General features: G+C 34.4%; 13 protein-coding genes and 1 riboswitch. All 13 genes read right to left on the reverse strand.

Going from position 1 to position 14,922, the window contains the following annotated elements:
- Positions 1-70: 70 nt before the first annotated feature.
- On the reverse strand, positions 71-1,261 hold the full coding sequence (locus BUA73_RS00815) for a cation:proton antiporter (protein ID WP_072901240.1): 1,191 nt from the start codon (positions 1,259-1,261) through the stop codon (positions 71-73).
- A gap of 44 nt (positions 1,262-1,305) precedes the next feature.
- A riboswitch (Fluoride riboswitch) is annotated at positions 1,306-1,391 on the reverse strand.
- 36 nt (positions 1,392-1,427) lie between these two features.
- A complete protein-coding gene (locus tag BUA73_RS00820; RefSeq protein WP_072901242.1) occupies positions 1,428-1,949 on the reverse strand; it encodes a CarD family transcriptional regulator in 522 nt (173 codons plus the stop codon).
- Between the two features lie 142 nt (positions 1,950-2,091).
- Entirely contained in the window at positions 2,092-3,141 is a 1,050-nt protein-coding gene (locus BUA73_RS13970) for a hypothetical protein (protein WP_178139196.1), read from the reverse strand.
- A gap of 144 nt (positions 3,142-3,285) precedes the next feature.
- A complete protein-coding gene (locus tag BUA73_RS00830; RefSeq protein ID WP_072901244.1) occupies positions 3,286-4,881 on the reverse strand; it encodes a potassium/proton antiporter in 1,596 nt (531 codons plus the stop codon).
- A gap of 209 nt (positions 4,882-5,090) precedes the next feature.
- Positions 5,091-7,721 carry a pyruvate, phosphate dikinase gene (ppdK, locus tag BUA73_RS00835; RefSeq protein WP_072901246.1) on the reverse strand — a complete coding sequence of 877 codons (2,631 nt, stop codon included), beginning with the start codon at positions 7,719-7,721 and terminating at the stop codon, positions 5,091-5,093.
- A 73-nt stretch (positions 7,722-7,794) separates the two neighbouring features.
- Positions 7,795-8,439, reverse strand: coding sequence for a transcriptional regulator CcpN (gene ccpN, locus BUA73_RS00840; protein WP_072901248.1), 645 nt, complete (start codon positions 8,437-8,439; stop codon positions 7,795-7,797).
- 166 nt (positions 8,440-8,605) lie between these two features.
- Entirely contained in the window at positions 8,606-9,253 is a 648-nt protein-coding gene (locus BUA73_RS00845) for a DUF4342 domain-containing protein (protein WP_072901251.1), read from the reverse strand.
- A 20-nt stretch (positions 9,254-9,273) separates the two neighbouring features.
- Positions 9,274-10,029 carry a DNA repair protein RecO gene (recO, locus tag BUA73_RS00850; protein WP_341465298.1) on the reverse strand — a complete coding sequence of 252 codons (756 nt, stop codon included), beginning with the start codon at positions 10,027-10,029 and terminating at the stop codon, positions 9,274-9,276.
- Entirely contained in the window at positions 10,029-10,913 is an 885-nt protein-coding gene (gene era, locus BUA73_RS00855) for a GTPase Era (protein ID WP_072901256.1), read from the reverse strand. Before era ends, recO begins: the two co-directional genes overlap by 1 nt.
- Positions 10,914-10,924: 11 nt before the next feature.
- Complete coding sequence (locus BUA73_RS00860; protein ID WP_072901258.1) at positions 10,925-11,320, reverse strand: cytidine deaminase; 396 nt, start codon at positions 11,318-11,320, stop codon at positions 10,925-10,927.
- A gap of 49 nt (positions 11,321-11,369) precedes the next feature.
- On the reverse strand, positions 11,370-12,068 hold the full coding sequence (locus BUA73_RS00865; RefSeq protein ID WP_072901260.1) for a diacylglycerol kinase: 699 nt from the start codon (positions 12,066-12,068) through the stop codon (positions 11,370-11,372).
- A 50-nt stretch (positions 12,069-12,118) separates the two neighbouring features.
- A complete protein-coding gene (gene ybeY / locus BUA73_RS00870) occupies positions 12,119-12,625 on the reverse strand; it encodes an rRNA maturation RNase YbeY (RefSeq protein WP_072901262.1) in 507 nt (168 codons plus the stop codon).
- A 33-nt stretch (positions 12,626-12,658) separates the two neighbouring features.
- Positions 12,659-14,920, reverse strand: a complete 2,262-nt coding sequence (locus BUA73_RS00875) for an HD family phosphohydrolase (RefSeq protein WP_084671881.1) — start codon at positions 14,918-14,920, stop codon at positions 12,659-12,661.
- Between the last annotated feature and the right edge of the window lie 2 nt (positions 14,921-14,922).

Consider the following 14,922-nt stretch of genomic DNA (forward strand, 5'->3'; position numbering starts at 1 on the left):
TTAGCCTCAGGTGGAGTTTTAACTTCACCTGTTATATAATTTAAAAAACCCTTTAAACAGGTGAAGCGTTTTAAATCTTATACAACACTTTTTTCAGTAGCTTTTTGTATAACAACTCAATTAAAAATGCGCCAAGAGGAGCTGTAATTAAGATTGAAAGCACCGCTACGGTTAATACAATGTTACCGCAACTAAGTCCCATGGCCAAAGGGATAGCACCTATAGCAGCTTGAACAGTGGCCTTTGGTGTGTATGCAATACAACAAAAGATTCTCTCTTTTGTATTCAGACTTGTCTTTAACACGGAAAGGAAAACTCCAGACATTCTAAACAAAATAGCACCTAAAATAAGAATAACAGCGCTGAACCCAGCAGAAATAGCATATTTTATGTTTACAGTGGCCCCAACTAAAACAAATAATACAATTTCAGCCACAATCCACAACTTTGAAAAATCCAGCGATAAAATGCTGGCGTTTTCAACATCATTTCTCTTTAACATGTTTGCCATTGTCATAACTGAAATCAGCCCTGAAAAGGGTATACAAGAAGAGTTAAAATCTTCTGCAGTTACAAGAAGGAAGGAAAAGCTCAACAGTATAATTATTTTAACAGTATCTGCAACTTTTATTTTTTTATACAAGAAAACAACACCATTGCCTACAAAAATACCTATGATAATTCCCATTAAAATAGCAAGAGGAATATTTAAAAAGCTCATAATTGAGAGGCTTTCCCCCTTAGCCAATCCAGTAAAGGCTGAAAACATTACAATTACAAATACATCATCCACTGAAGCACCTGCTAAAATCATCTGAGGGATGCCCTCTTTTACACCATAGCCCTCGTCTATCAGTTTTATCATTTTTGGCACAATAACCGCTGGTGATACTGCGGCCACAACACTACCCAAAATGGCGGCATCCACCTTGGATATATTAAATAACAACGGGGCCATTAAGACCATACCTAATATTTCAAAGCATGCAGGTACAAAACACATCAATATGGCAGGCCTACCTACCTTTCTAAGATCACCCATATCTAAGGATAATCCCGCTCTTATTAATATTATTATAAGAGCAATTTTTCTTAAATCAGCAGAGATGCCCATAAGAGAAGGATGGATAAGATTTAATGCAAAGGGTCCCAAAATCACACCAGTGAAAATCATGCCAAACAACGGCGGTAGAGAAACTTTTTTTGAAATTCCCCCAAGTACAAGCCCACAAATCAAGATTAAAGCAATACTAAATAACATATTATTCCTCCTAAACGCAGAAAAAGCTGACAATCTCTGCGTAAATAATAGCAGAAGTCATCAGCATAAATGCGGTTTAAATATAATACAACAGTATTATACTAGGGAGAACTTCATTCCCTTATCTTTTTATTATAATACCACTTGAAGAAAAAATCTAGCAAAATTATTGTTCATCTTCTTCAAATATAGAGTCAGCTCTTGTTAAAACATAATCTTTAACATCCTCCCTATCTATACCTAAAGATATAGCTAGTTCATCATATAGGCTTTCCTCTGCTAATTGAAAATACTTTTCATCCCCGGAGGTTACTTTTTTACCCTCTGCCATTCTAGACGCTTTTCTTGTATATATACTTTTGATTATTTTCACCAATTCTCTGCAGTCACATTTTTTAAAGGCTTCTTTGTATTCTTGTTCCCTTTTTCTTTCGTCTTGGATCCATAAAGAGTCGATGTTTTTCATATCATCAATGAGCTGAACTGCTTTCTCCTTTGACATAACCCTTCTCATGATTATTTTTTCATTGTCAATGGGCGTGAATATTTTCGTGTTCTTAGAATAATAAGGCATAAGAGTGTAGTAAACTCGCTCTTTCATAGAGGAATTTGAACTCATAGGACCTACATTTTCCACTTTACACACACCGCTATTACCATAAACAATATAATCTCCTTTACTGAACATTCAACATTACTCCTTTATTTTTATGCACACTTATGTGTACATGGTTTTTTTAACTATAATACAATTTTAACATATTTAAAAAATTAATGTAAGTTTTTTTGTATATAATAATTTTTTTATTATATTAAATTAAATATATAGTCTAATCCAAATTTTTAGTTCTCATTATAGCTCCATTTTTTTCTGGAACATCACCTAGCTGAATATTATTTACCTCGCAATAATAGTCTAAAAATTCAATTGATAGCTTCTCCTCTGATGTACCCTTCTTCAATTTTACAATATCACTTAATATTTGAACGGCCTCGTTGTCATCCAAATATCTATGAAGGCCTGAACTCCACATAGCCACCTCAGGCCTATTATCGTTGAAATGGTAATTCCAAAAAAGCATCTTACGCGCCTCTGGAAGAGACAATTTCAACTTGTATTTGCTATTCGTGCCCACATACCCCTCCGTATTTTTGTCGCCCTCATAGGACTCATCCACGAGAAAAACGCCAAATATATATCTGTCTTTTTCAGTGGATTCAATATCACGGGTAGTTAGTACGCACAAGCTATTCTTCTGGACTTTCTGCAGTCTCATGGGCTCATTTTTCCTTTTTCCGGACTGAACAACTCCTGCAAAAGCTTTCCAATTTTTGAACATTTGACTTTCATAGCATACAAAATTACCCTCTGAGTTCATCTTTTCCAATTGTTCTCGTTTCAATTCTCCCTTTAGGTATTTAAAGCAAGGACACTGTGCAGAACTGCACCAAGCTCTTTTTTTAACTTCTATATTGTGTACCATGGTATCATCACTGCACACACCGTTAAAGCCCACATCTGAAGAAGTTTTACCTCCATCGCAGTAATTGCATTTAAAGGCAACATTAGCTCTCTGAATTTTTCTTGCTTTAGCCGAGCGGCGCCTTCCTCTTGGTGTGCTGAGTTCCCTCTGTTCTTCATCTCTTTGTTTCTTTTCTTCATATTCCTTTATCTCTTTTTCCTTTATCACAGCAAGTTGGGCCTGTATTTCATCGTTAAGCTTAGGATTTTGAGCTTCGAAGAACTCATCGAAGGAATCCGGATAAAGAAACTTCTTTTCATCACCGTGAAAAGAAACTACCATATAGTTATCCTCTAAACTTGACACCCTTCCTTTCCCAAATACTTTGTGTATAACAACTTCATTTACTAAATTCATGCCTTACCTCCTGCATTAATTTTGCTGATAATTCATGTTATTTATACAATTATTATACCACACTTTAAGACAAAAATGTGCATTAAGCGTAAATCCTTAATGCACATGGACTTTTTCTTATGATATTCCCTTAAGATGATACAATTATAATTGACTTATGACTAAAGTATCATCTTCCCTTATTAAAGTTCTACCATTGGGAATGATGTATTTTTCATTTCGTATAATTAAAACTATAAATTTATCCTCATCCAATTTCACCTCAGATAGTGTTTTGTCACACAAGGCATTTTCTTTTTCTACTTTCATCTCTGTTAAAGATCCAACACTACTATCCTGAAGAGAAAGAGCACTTAAAACTACTGTATCGCCCTGAAAAATCGTTGTATTACCTTTTGGTATTAACCTGTTCTTGCCTCTTTGAATTAAAACTAAGGGCAATCCAGGCAACAATGTAAGTTCTCTGACCTTTTTATTAATCCACGGATGGTCTTTTATTATATTTATCTTCACAAATTGTATAGGCATTTCCTCTGAATAGTCACTAAATGTTTTCATTATATTCCCTTCGTCATCGATCATGTTTAGTTTTCTTGAAACTAAAGGAATAAGAGAACCCTGTATACTAACCGACATTAAAACAATGAAAAACACTATATGGAAAACATCGTGTTTTAGATATGCTGGATTGACTGTAGCCATTATTGCAAATACTATGGAAGCCGCCCCCCTTATTCCCGTCCACGATACTAATAGTTTTTGATTTAGGGAACATTTAAAGGGTGTCAATATGGCAAATACAGCTATAGGCCTTGAAACAAAAGTAAGGAACACGGCTATGGCTAAAGCCGGAATTAGTATATTTGGAAGTTGCGATGGAAAGGACAGAAGTCCTAAAAGGAAGAAAATCAACATCTGCATCAATGTAGTAATTCCATCAAAAAAGTGAACAAGAGTTATTTTATTTCGAAGAGGTTTATTTCCTAGGATAATACCCGCGATGTAAGTGCTAAGATACCCATTGCCCCCAATTAAGGCAGAACCAGCATAAGAAATCAGTGCCATGCTAAAAACAAAAATAGTATCAAAACCATTCTTTATGTTTTTCATTTTTGACAGGGCAAAAGTAGTCACCCACGCAGATAAAACTCCAAATACTACGCCGAATATGATTTGTGCTAAAATCATATACACCATGCTCCAACCGCTGGCCTCACCCTTCATAGCAGACAGTACCATCACTGTGAGCATATAGGAACAAGGGTCATTACTTCCACTTTCCATCTCAAGCATGGAAGCTGTATTATCTTTAAAACTAATTTGTTTTGAACGCAGTATTGAAAACACAGAAGCAGCGTCCGTTGAACTAATTACAGATCCTATAAGCATACTTTCCCAAAAGTTCATTTTTAATATCAAAAAACAAAACAATCCTGTAACTAGTGCTGTTATTACAACCCCTAAACTGGACAGTAGAATAGATTTTTTTACGATGGGTTTTGCTGTTTTCCAATTGGTTCCAAAGCCACCGTAAAACATAATAAAAATTAAAGCAAATGAACAAATTTTCTCTGAAACATCGTAATTATCAAAATATATTTTAAATATTCCATCTGATCCAAAAAGCATGCCAAGCAATATAAATGCAAGTAGCACTGGAATGCCTATTTTGCTTGATACCTTCATCATCAAAAGACAAATTAAAATTATGATTGCAATCAATAAAATATATCCTGCCATTAAAACCTGATTTTAAATATAGGTAAATTTAAACTATAGCCCAATAAATTTTCTATTATACACGATAAATCAGGCTTTTCACCTACCTTCCTATTTATAATCTCTTATTAAATTATACCATATATCTATTGATTTTCCTATGCTTTATTTCCTAATTATTTTAAGATGCAAAAATGCACTGCCATTTTGCAGCGCATTTTTGCAATGTATTAGTTTCTTTCTTTTATAACAGCCTGTGCAGCAGCAAGTCTTGCTACCGGTACTCTATATGGTGAACATGAAACGTAGTTTAACCCAATTCTATGACAGAATTCTACTGATGATGGGTCCCCACCGTGTTCTCCGCATATGCCAAGTTTTATATCTTCTCTTGTTCTTCTTCCAAGTTCAGCGGCCATCTTAACAAGTTTGCCCACACCATTTTGATCTAGCTTTTGGAATGGATCTTGCTCGTATATATTATTATCGTAGTAGTAGTTTAAGAATTTGCCAGCATCATCCCTTGAAAAACCAAAAGTCATCTGAGTTAAATCATTTGTACCAAATGAGAAGAATTCTGCTTCCTTTGCAATCTCATCTGCAGTAAGAGCTGCTCTTGGTATTTCTATCATTGTACCGATTTTATATTCAATATCTGCATTGTTTTCTCTTATAACCTTCTCTGCAGTTCTAACAACTACATCTTTGACGAATTTTAATTCTTTTACTTCGCCAACAAGAGGAATCATGATTTCTGGAACTATGTCATAACCCTTTTCTTTTTTCACATTGATTGCTGCTTCAATTATAGCAGTTGTCTGCATCTCTGCAATTTCAGGATAAGAAACAGCAAGTCTACATCCTCTGTGTCCCATCATAGGGTTAAATTCGTGAAGAGAAGCTATGGTATCATTGACTTCCTCAACAGTAATATCAAGTTCCTTTGCTAGTGCCTCAATATCTTCCTTTTCCTTTGGCAAGAATTCATGCAGTGGTGGATCTAGGAATCTTATAGTAGCAGGCATTCCCTCCAAAGCTTCATATATTTCAGTGAAATCCTGTCTTTGCATTGGAAGTATTTTTGCTAAGGCCTTTCTTCTTTGGCCCTCTGTCTTCGCCAAAATCATTTCTCTTACAGCTGGTATTCTATCCTCATTAAAGAACATGTGCTCAGTTCTGCAAAGCCCAATTCCCTCAGCTCCAAAAATAACAGCTTGTTTTGTATCTCTAGGAGTGTCGGCATTAGTCCTAACTCTTAATTTTCTAACAGAGTCTGCCCAAGACATAAACTCTCCAAAATCTCCGCTTATCTCTGGTGCCACAGTTTTTATACATCCTAAGTACACATTTCCCGTACTACCATCAAGGGAAATATAGTCGCCCTCCATTACCTTTTGGCCACCTACATAGAAAACTTTATTAGCCTCATCAACGGTGATGTCCCCACAGCCAGCTACACAGCAAGTACCAATACCACGAGCTACAACTGCAGCGTGGGAAGTCATACCACCCCTAACTGTTAAAATACCCTCTGACGCTATCATACCTTCTATATCTTCTGGAGAAGTTTCAAGTCTTACAAGGATAACTTTCTCCCCCATTTTGTGGTGAATCTTTGATTCTTCAGCAGTAAAATAAACCTTACCACAAGCTGCACCTGGAGAAGCTGGAAGGCCCTTTGCCACTGGCTTTGCTTTTTTAAGATCAGCGTCTTCGAAATTTGGATGAAGTAAATTATCAAGTTGCTTTGGCTCTACTTTCATCAAAGCTTCCTCTTTAGTTATCAATCCTTCATTTACCATATCAACAGCTACCTTTAATGCTGCTTGGGCTGTTCTTTTTCCATTTCTAGTTTGTAAGAAATACAATTTCTTTTTTTCTATGGTAAACTCCATATCCTGCATATCTTTATAGTGCTTTTCAAGTTTTTTTGCAATGTCCATGAATTCTTTGAAGCACTCTGGAAGTTCTTCCTGAAGCTTTGTTATTGGAAGTGGTGTTCTTATTCCAGCAACAACATCTTCACCCTGTGCATTCATAAGGAACTCACCATATATAGCATTTTCTCCTGTAGATGGATTTCTTGTAAATGCTACTCCTGTACCAGAATCTTCGCCCATATTTCCAAATACCATAGACTGTACGTTTACAGCAGTACCCCATTCTGATGGTATATCATTTAATCGTCTATATACAATTGCTCTTTGATTATTCCAGGATCTGAAAACAGCATTTATAGCCTGTCTTAGCTGATAAACTGGATCCTGTGGAAATTCTGAGCCTATTTCTTTTTTATAATGAGCTTTAAATTTTTCAACCAATTCTTTTAAGTCATCACATGTAAGATCTGTATCAAATTTAACCTCTCTTTTTTCCTTTATCTCGTCGATATATTGTTCGAAAACAGACTTGTCTAGCTCCATAACAACATCTGAAAACATCTGTATAAATCTTCTATATGAATCATACGCAAATCTCATGTTTCCAGTTAATTTGCCTAAAGTCTCAACTGTTTCGTCGTTTAATCCAAGATTTAGCACAGTATCCATCATACCAGGCATAGATGCTCTAGCACCCGAACGGACTGAAACTAGTAGTGGATTCTCAGTAGATCCAAATTCCTTCCCCGTTAATCCTTGCACAACTTTTAGAGCCTCGTCCACTTCGTTAAGAATTTCAACTGAAAGCTGCTCACCATTTTCATAATAGCTTGCACAAGCTTCAGTTGTAACTGTGAACCCTTGTGGAACTGGTATGCCAAGTCTTGTCATCTCCGCAAGATTAGCTCCTTTTCCTCCTAATAAGTTTCTCATTTGTGCATTGCCTTCGCTAAATAAATACACATATTTTTTACTAGTCATTTCTACATCTCCCTATTTTAGAATAATATAAGAACTGTTTTTTTAATTTCTCTTACTCACTCCCAAAAAAGAGCTACCCGTTATCACATAAATTAAGTAAAAATTTAGTTATGTTGGTTTTGGAAACCTTTCCAACGACTTTGCTAATGCTTTTATTATTTTTATTTATAACACTGACTACAGGTAATGAATCCACTTCGTGGATTATTATCTTTTTTGCAGCATCATACACACTATCCTCTTCAGAGATACATATTATATTTGGCATTCTAGTCATTATAATGCCTATGGGAACTTTATGTATATCAGACCCACCCATGGCTGTTTTCAGAAAGTCTTTTCTTGAAACAGCACCGACTAATCCTTCATTTTCATCCTCAATAAATAGCGTTCCCACATCATTTAAAAATAGATGAACTATACCATCATACACACTACAGCTCTCTTTTTCCAAAGCCGGTTTGCTCATGATATCCTTAACTTTTGCACTCCGTATATGTTCTTGTAAAACACTATAGGAGGGTTTTTTTGAATACACATATCCTACCTTTGGCCTTGCTTCCAAAATACCCGTCATAGTTAATATAGCTAAATCGGGTCTTAATGCTGCCCTTGTAACTTTCAAAAGCGAAGCAATTTGCTCACTGGTTATGGGCTCTTTTTCTTTTACTATTTCTATTATGAATCGTTGCCTATCGCTTAGTTTTATGACTCTCACCCTCTCATATATCCTCATAACAAAAAAACATATCACTTGTTTATTATAATATATTGTATAGTATTTTACAATATATTATACACAAATATTATGCTTTTTGTATCATTGTGATATATTATTTTAAAATAGAGGGAATATTATATCCCTCTATAGATAATAATGCTGCTTATTTAGATTCTTCCTCTTTTGGCTCTTCTTTTGGTTCTTCCTTTGGTTCCTCTTTATCCTCAAAGTTTACAGTATAGGAATATATACTTGCATCTGAGTTTTTATCATCTTGGCTACAACTTTTCTTTTTGATTTCAGTTATCTTTTCATTTACAATATCCTTTACAGTGGAAGACACATCATTTACTTTATTGGACACATCTTTTGCTTTTTCCTTTATAATGGCATTTACAACTCTTACATTGCCATCTTTTTCAGTAAGCTCCACTGTTACTTTAGTAGCCACAGCAGCAGCCACTCCTATACCCAGCACATATATAGGTAAAGCCAATGCCACCATACCAGCAACTATACCTACATTGACAGGCATATCCATCAACACTTTTTCATCTTTTTTAATTCTAACTCTTGTAACATTTCCTTTTTGAATAAGATTAATCAACCATTTTTTGAATTCCTCACTTGAAGATATAAATTCCTCGGTCTTTTCTTTATACGCATTTGTTATCTGTGTTTCAAGATAAACTAATGTTTCTACAACGTTGCCATCATTAAATTCCAAGGCCTGTTTTGCTTCAGAATATGTTACTCCTGTACGCTGTCTTATAATATCGATTTTCTCCAGTGTAATTTTATCATTTTCCATGGTATCACTCCTCATATAATTTATATTTTTAAAATATCCAAACTTTTTGGATTCTTACCTATACAGTGCCTTACCATTTCCTTCATTAGTTTATGTAGCTGTGCCTTTGATTCTTCATTTACATTGAGTTTGTAAATATTCTTTAATTCTGTTCCTACAATGTATCTCATTATATTATATGCTGAATTAGATATTTTTACACTCCAAGATGATGTACAATTGCTACACAAAAAACCATTGCTATTTAAATCTAGAAAATTTGATGTCTTTATTTCTTTTCCACAACTAACGCAACTGCCAAAATTAAGTCCATACCCAATATAACTTAGAAATTTAATTTCAAAGGCCCTCATGAGCAAATCTTTGTCAACTGCATTATTTGATATAAAATAGTATGATGTAACAAGATCTTTAAAAAGTCCGTATTCCGGTTCTCCTTCTACTACACCTATGTCTATTAACTCATTCAAATAGGAACCATAGGCAATGGTTGAAAGAGCATTTAAAAAATCTTGGAAAGAATTTATTGTGCTGGCCTCGTTTAATAGATACATTCCCTTTCCCTTATACAGCACGTACTCACCATAACAAAAAGATGATGTAGTAGAAGTAAACTTGCTGTTTTTTCTTTTTGCACCCTTTGCTATAGCATTTATCTTTCCCAATTTTTCCGTATACAAAGTAACCAACTTATCATATTCTCTGTAATCCACGGCCTTTATAATTACAGCCCTAGTAGTTGTTAGATTCAGAATATCATCACCCCATTTAACAATTAGACCTTATATCCAAGTTCCTTTAAAAGCGTATTATTATCTCTCCAATCTTCCTTTACCTTAACAAATATTCTAAGATACACTTTTTCGCCTAAAAGTTTTTCAATATCTTCCCTAGCATACTGAGATATCTTTTTTAAGGTGCTTCCATTTTTGCCTATTATAATTCCTTTATGTGATGCCTTCTCACAGAACATAGTGGCCTCAATGTGGTATATTCCCTTGTCATTCTGCTTCATGGACATGATTTCTACAGCAGTTCCATGAGGAACTTCCTTATCTAAAAGTCTCAATGCTTTTTCACGAATGATTTCCATTACAATAAATCTTTCTTGCTTGTCAGTAACCATATCATCTGGATAATATTTTGGACCCTCTTTTAATCGTTTCTTTATTTCATCCAATATTATGTCTACATTTTTGCCTTTCAATGCACTTATAGGAATAATTTCATCAAAATCATATTTTTCTGAGTATTCCTTTATAGTCTTTGCCACCATTTCCCCTTGAACTTCATCGATCTTATTGACTAAAAGAAATTTAGGTACATTTACTTCTTTTAATTGCTCGAGAATATGTCTATCCATAGCATTGATTTCGCCCTCTGCCGTAGTGATAAAAAGCACCACGTCTACCTCACCAATTGCATCTATGGCTATTTTAACCATGTATTCGCCCAATTTATGGCGTGGCTTGTGAAGCCCCGGTGTATCCACAAATACTATTTGACTGTCCTTCTCATTTAATATAGTTTGAATATTATTTCTTGTAGTCTGCGGTTTACTAGATACTATAGAAAATTTCTCTCCTATAATATAATTTGTTAAAGTTGATTTACCCACATTAGGTCTTCCTATTATAGTTACAAATCCTGATTTAAACATTATTTCTCCTTTTATTTCATAGATGAATTATCGAAAGCTAGTGGAAAAATCTCCAAAAGAGTTTTGACAATGTACTCATCTTTATTTTTTATAATGATTATTTGGAAATCTTCCGTAGCAAACTCTTGAATTACCTGTCTACATATACCACAAGGGTAAGTAAACTCCTTTTCATTTCCTACCACAGCAAGAGCTTTTATCTTGCAATGTCCCTCAGATACAGCTTTGTAGATAGCAGTTCTTTCAGCACAATTAGTCGCCCCATAGGACGCATTTTCGATATTACATCCTGTATATAGCTTGTTATCCTCTGTTAGAACAGCTGCCCCCACCTTAAATTGAGAATATGGTGCGTAGGCTTTTTCCCTAGCATCTATAGCTTGTTTAATCAACAAATCATATTTCATTTTTATTACCTCTTAACTATTAAATTCTATTTATTTTACTTAATTATATTTATCGGATTAATAAGAGTATTAACATGGTAGTAAGACTTCCCAAGGCTGCGCCAAGAATCACCTCTAGCAATGAATGTACTTCTGAATCCACCCTGCTTTGTGCCACAAGTAGCGCTAGGGCATAGCATAAAACTATGACAAACAGCTCCCTGGCATAATATGCTATTATGGTTGCAATGGAAAAGGCAATGGCGCTGTGTCCAGAGGGCAATCCACCCTTTAGGGGTGTACCAGCCTTAGTATAAAGTTTCATAATAATAGTGAGAACTACCACAATGACCAAGCTCATAAAAACTATGTGTGGATTGCTATTTTTTATAGTTTCAATAATAGTCCTAGTAAAGGGCTTTACTTTCTGCCAAAACACAATGTATCCAACAATCATAGCATTTATTGCAGCAATTAGCACTGCACCTGCTGAGATATCTTTTGCTACCTTTACCAAAGGATGAGTGTAATTAATAATGGCATCTAGAGTTTTTTCCATGGCTGTATTTATCATCTCAGTTATAAAAACCATGCTTATGGCAAATATAACTAGTATAAATTCCAATTTGCTTACATTGGTCATAAGTGAAAATATTATAACTAAAACAGCTATTATGATATGTATCTGCATATTTCTTTCTCTTTTAATGCACTGCACTATACCCATAATGGCATAATTGAGACTCTCTGTAAGCTTTTTTCTTCCCATTAAAATTCCTCCTCAATTACACTTATAAAATTATAACTCAATCATTGTATCTAGATTTCCCTTTTTACATCAAACTTATTTAGAATTTCTTCTTCTCTCTGTCTCATTTTAATTTTATCACATTCCTCCATATGGTCATAGCCTAAAAGATGAAGTACTGAGTGTATAAGAAGATAGCACATTTCCCTTTTAAAGGAGTGTCCAAATTCTATACTCTGCTCCATGGCTCTTTTCAAATTTAGAACTATATCCCCAAGAACCAATTTCCCATCATCTAAATCTGTTATATGGAAGCTATTATTTGGGTAATTTTCTTTGTAAACTGTATGCTCTTTATAATATAACATAGGAAAAGAAAGGACATCTGTTACAACATCCTTTTTTCTTTCCTGTCTATTTATATCCTTTATTTCATCATCATCTACAAAGATCACACTAATTTCAGTATCTATATTCACACATTCTTCCTTTAAGGAATACTCTATTAGGTCCTCCATTAGTTTTAAAATTGTATCATCTATTTCTATATTATTTTGTCTATCGTCTATAAATAGCATGTTTTCACCTCTCTTACATGTTGCAGAAAATGTTTAATGTTTTTTGCCTTCCATGGACGAAAGCTTTGGATACTCAATCCTCTCGTGGTATATTCCAGTTAATGCTTTTAGAAAAGATTCTCTTATAACTCTCAAATCTTTAAAAGAAATATCACACTCATCTAGATTTTCACCCTCAACAACACCTTTTATAATATTGTTTACCATGGTTTTTATTTTATCCTCTGTTGGCTCCTGTATTGACCTTACAGCAGCCTCACAGCCGTCTGCCAACATAACTAAAGCTGCTTCTCTGCTTTGAGGTTTCGGTCCTTCATACCTGTAATCACATTCTAAAACATCTTCAGGTTTCTCACTGTTGTTTTTTGCTGTTATATAAAAATATTTTACCAGTGAAGTGCCATGATGTTGCTGTATGATATCTTGAATACACTTAGGAATTTTATACTCCTTTGCTAAGTCTAAACCATCCTTTGTATGGGATGTTATTATAAGAGCACTTAGCTTTGGACCTATTTTATCGTGAGGGTTGCTTCTCCCCATCTGATTTTCCTTAAAGAAAATTGGCCTTTTAAGCTTTCCCACATCATGATAATACGCCCCAGCTCTTGTCAGTATTGGGTTGGCCCCAATATTTTCTGCAGCAACCTCCGCCAAATTAGCTACAAGCACAGCATGGTGATATGTACCTGGAGCTTCCATTAAAAGCTTTTTTAGAAGAGGGTTGTTAGGATTCATAAGCTCCAGGAGTTTTACCGTGGTAACTACTCCAAATATGGTCTCGAAAATAGGCAGCACCCCTATGCTAAGCACGCCAGAGATTATACAAGACACAAATTCCATCATGGTAACAGTTATGATGTATTTAATGTCATTATTAAACTGCAAAATTGTAAATACCACAGTGGTAAGAGATCCTATAATAGAAATAATTAAAGAGGAATAAATAATATCAGTTCTTTGATCCATCCTCCTAAGGAACAAGGATGCTATTACACTATTTAGAAGAATTAGCACACATACTGTCACATCCATTTTTACTATTATACTCATCAAAACACCATTTAAAATGCTGAGAATAATGGCCATTTTATAATTAAATAACATGGTAAGTATCATAGGTGCGAAAGCTAATGGGATGAGATAAGGGTTTATAAGTGAAGCTAGCTTTGCTAGCAACAATGAAAACACATTTACCGCATTTACAAGTATGAGCAGCTTGTTAGATCTAAAAATCTTGTTTTCGTATTTGTAGAGGTAGTATGCATTTATACTCATCACCATAATTATTATGGCTATTAAGCTCAAATAAATAACCCACTGAAAATTATTTTTTTCTTTCAAAAGGCTAAGTTGTCTTAAAAGGGAAATATCATACCTAGTTATAGGCTCCCCCTCTTTAACTATAATCTGATCTTTTTTAGTAATGACTGGCTCTACACCCTCTAGAGCTGCGGACTTTAGCGCTACAGTCTTTTCCGCGTCATAAAAAGTATTTGGTCTTAATTCCTTTGAACAGATATTTACCGCAATCTTAAGTAAATTTTTATCAACTATGCTCTTTGAAATTTCAGCCTCTAAGTCCTTGAGTTTGTCATTTTTAACTTGTTCATCCATCTCCATATTGTTCTTATGTGCTTCTATAAGTTCTTTTACTTTTTTATTTAATGCTTGATTGTCATCATAAAGTTGCATGTTATTTAAAGTATCTTTTAAATCTGTAGGGATTTTAACTTCTAGCTTAGTATCCTTGTATATTTTCGACATGGCTACGCTAAGAGTTTGCTTCATATTTCTTATATTGCTTTCATCCATTTTTAAAAGGATTTTATATTCTTCATCAGTTAGGAGTATCCCCGATTTCTCCTTCATGTTGTTTATAGCACCTTGAAAATTCGCCTCATAATTAGCCTTTGCATTTACACTGCTATCATTAACTAAATCAGCTTCATAGCCCTTAACATTTTCCCTTTGCTCACCCAAATAGTCGAAAAAAGACTCCATATTGTCGCTTACTAAATCCTTTGTTTTACCGTCGAAGGTCAATTGTATGTCAATCTTATCAAAGACTTCTTTTTTCTTTTCGTATGTCCTCAATTCGTCTTCTACATCCCTAGGTGATTTAATATTTTCTTTTGCAATTTGACCTTCAAAAAGAGAATATTTCTCTGGTAGAACAGAATTAATGAGAATAGCATAAATAAATATGGAACTTACAAGGTATATCATACCTTTCTTAAATATCATCTTTTTGTTTATCGAGAACTTATCAAAAATGCTTTTCTTTTTTTTCACCT

The sequence above is a fragment of the Hathewaya proteolytica DSM 3090 genome (genome assembly GCF_900142225.1).
In the GTDB taxonomy this organism is placed as follows: domain Bacteria; phylum Bacillota; class Clostridia; order Clostridiales; family Clostridiaceae; genus Hathewaya; species Hathewaya proteolytica.

Coding starts and splice junctions, on each gene's coding strand:
- ybeY (WP_072901262.1), bottom strand. CDS start 12,625: ATGCTATTTATAGACGATAGACAAAATAATATAGAAATAGATGATACA.
- era (WP_072901256.1), bottom strand. CDS start 10,913: ATGTTTAAATCAGGATTTGTAACTATAATAGGAAGACCTAATGTGGGT.
- BUA73_RS13970 (WP_178139196.1), bottom strand. CDS start 3,141: ATGAATTTAGTAAATGAAGTTGTTATACACAAAGTATTTGGGAAAGGA.
- BUA73_RS00820 (WP_072901242.1), bottom strand. CDS start 1,949: ATGTTCAGTAAAGGAGATTATATTGTTTATGGTAATAGCGGTGTGTGT.
- BUA73_RS00865 (WP_072901260.1), bottom strand. CDS start 12,068: ATGGGAAGAAAAAAGCTTACAGAGAGTCTCAATTATGCCATTATGGGT.
- BUA73_RS00860 (WP_072901258.1), bottom strand. CDS start 11,320: ATGAAATATGATTTGTTGATTAAACAAGCTATAGATGCTAGGGAAAAA.
- BUA73_RS00815 (WP_072901240.1), bottom strand. CDS start 1,261: ATGTTATTTAGTATTGCTTTAATCTTGATTTGTGGGCTTGTACTTGGG.
- ppdK (WP_072901246.1), bottom strand. CDS start 7,721: ATGACTAGTAAAAAATATGTGTATTTATTTAGCGAAGGCAATGCACAA.
- BUA73_RS00845 (WP_072901251.1), bottom strand. CDS start 9,253: ATGGAAAATGATAAAATTACACTGGAGAAAATCGATATTATAAGACAG.
- BUA73_RS00830 (WP_072901244.1), bottom strand. CDS start 4,881: ATGGCAGGATATATTTTATTGATTGCAATCATAATTTTAATTTGTCTT.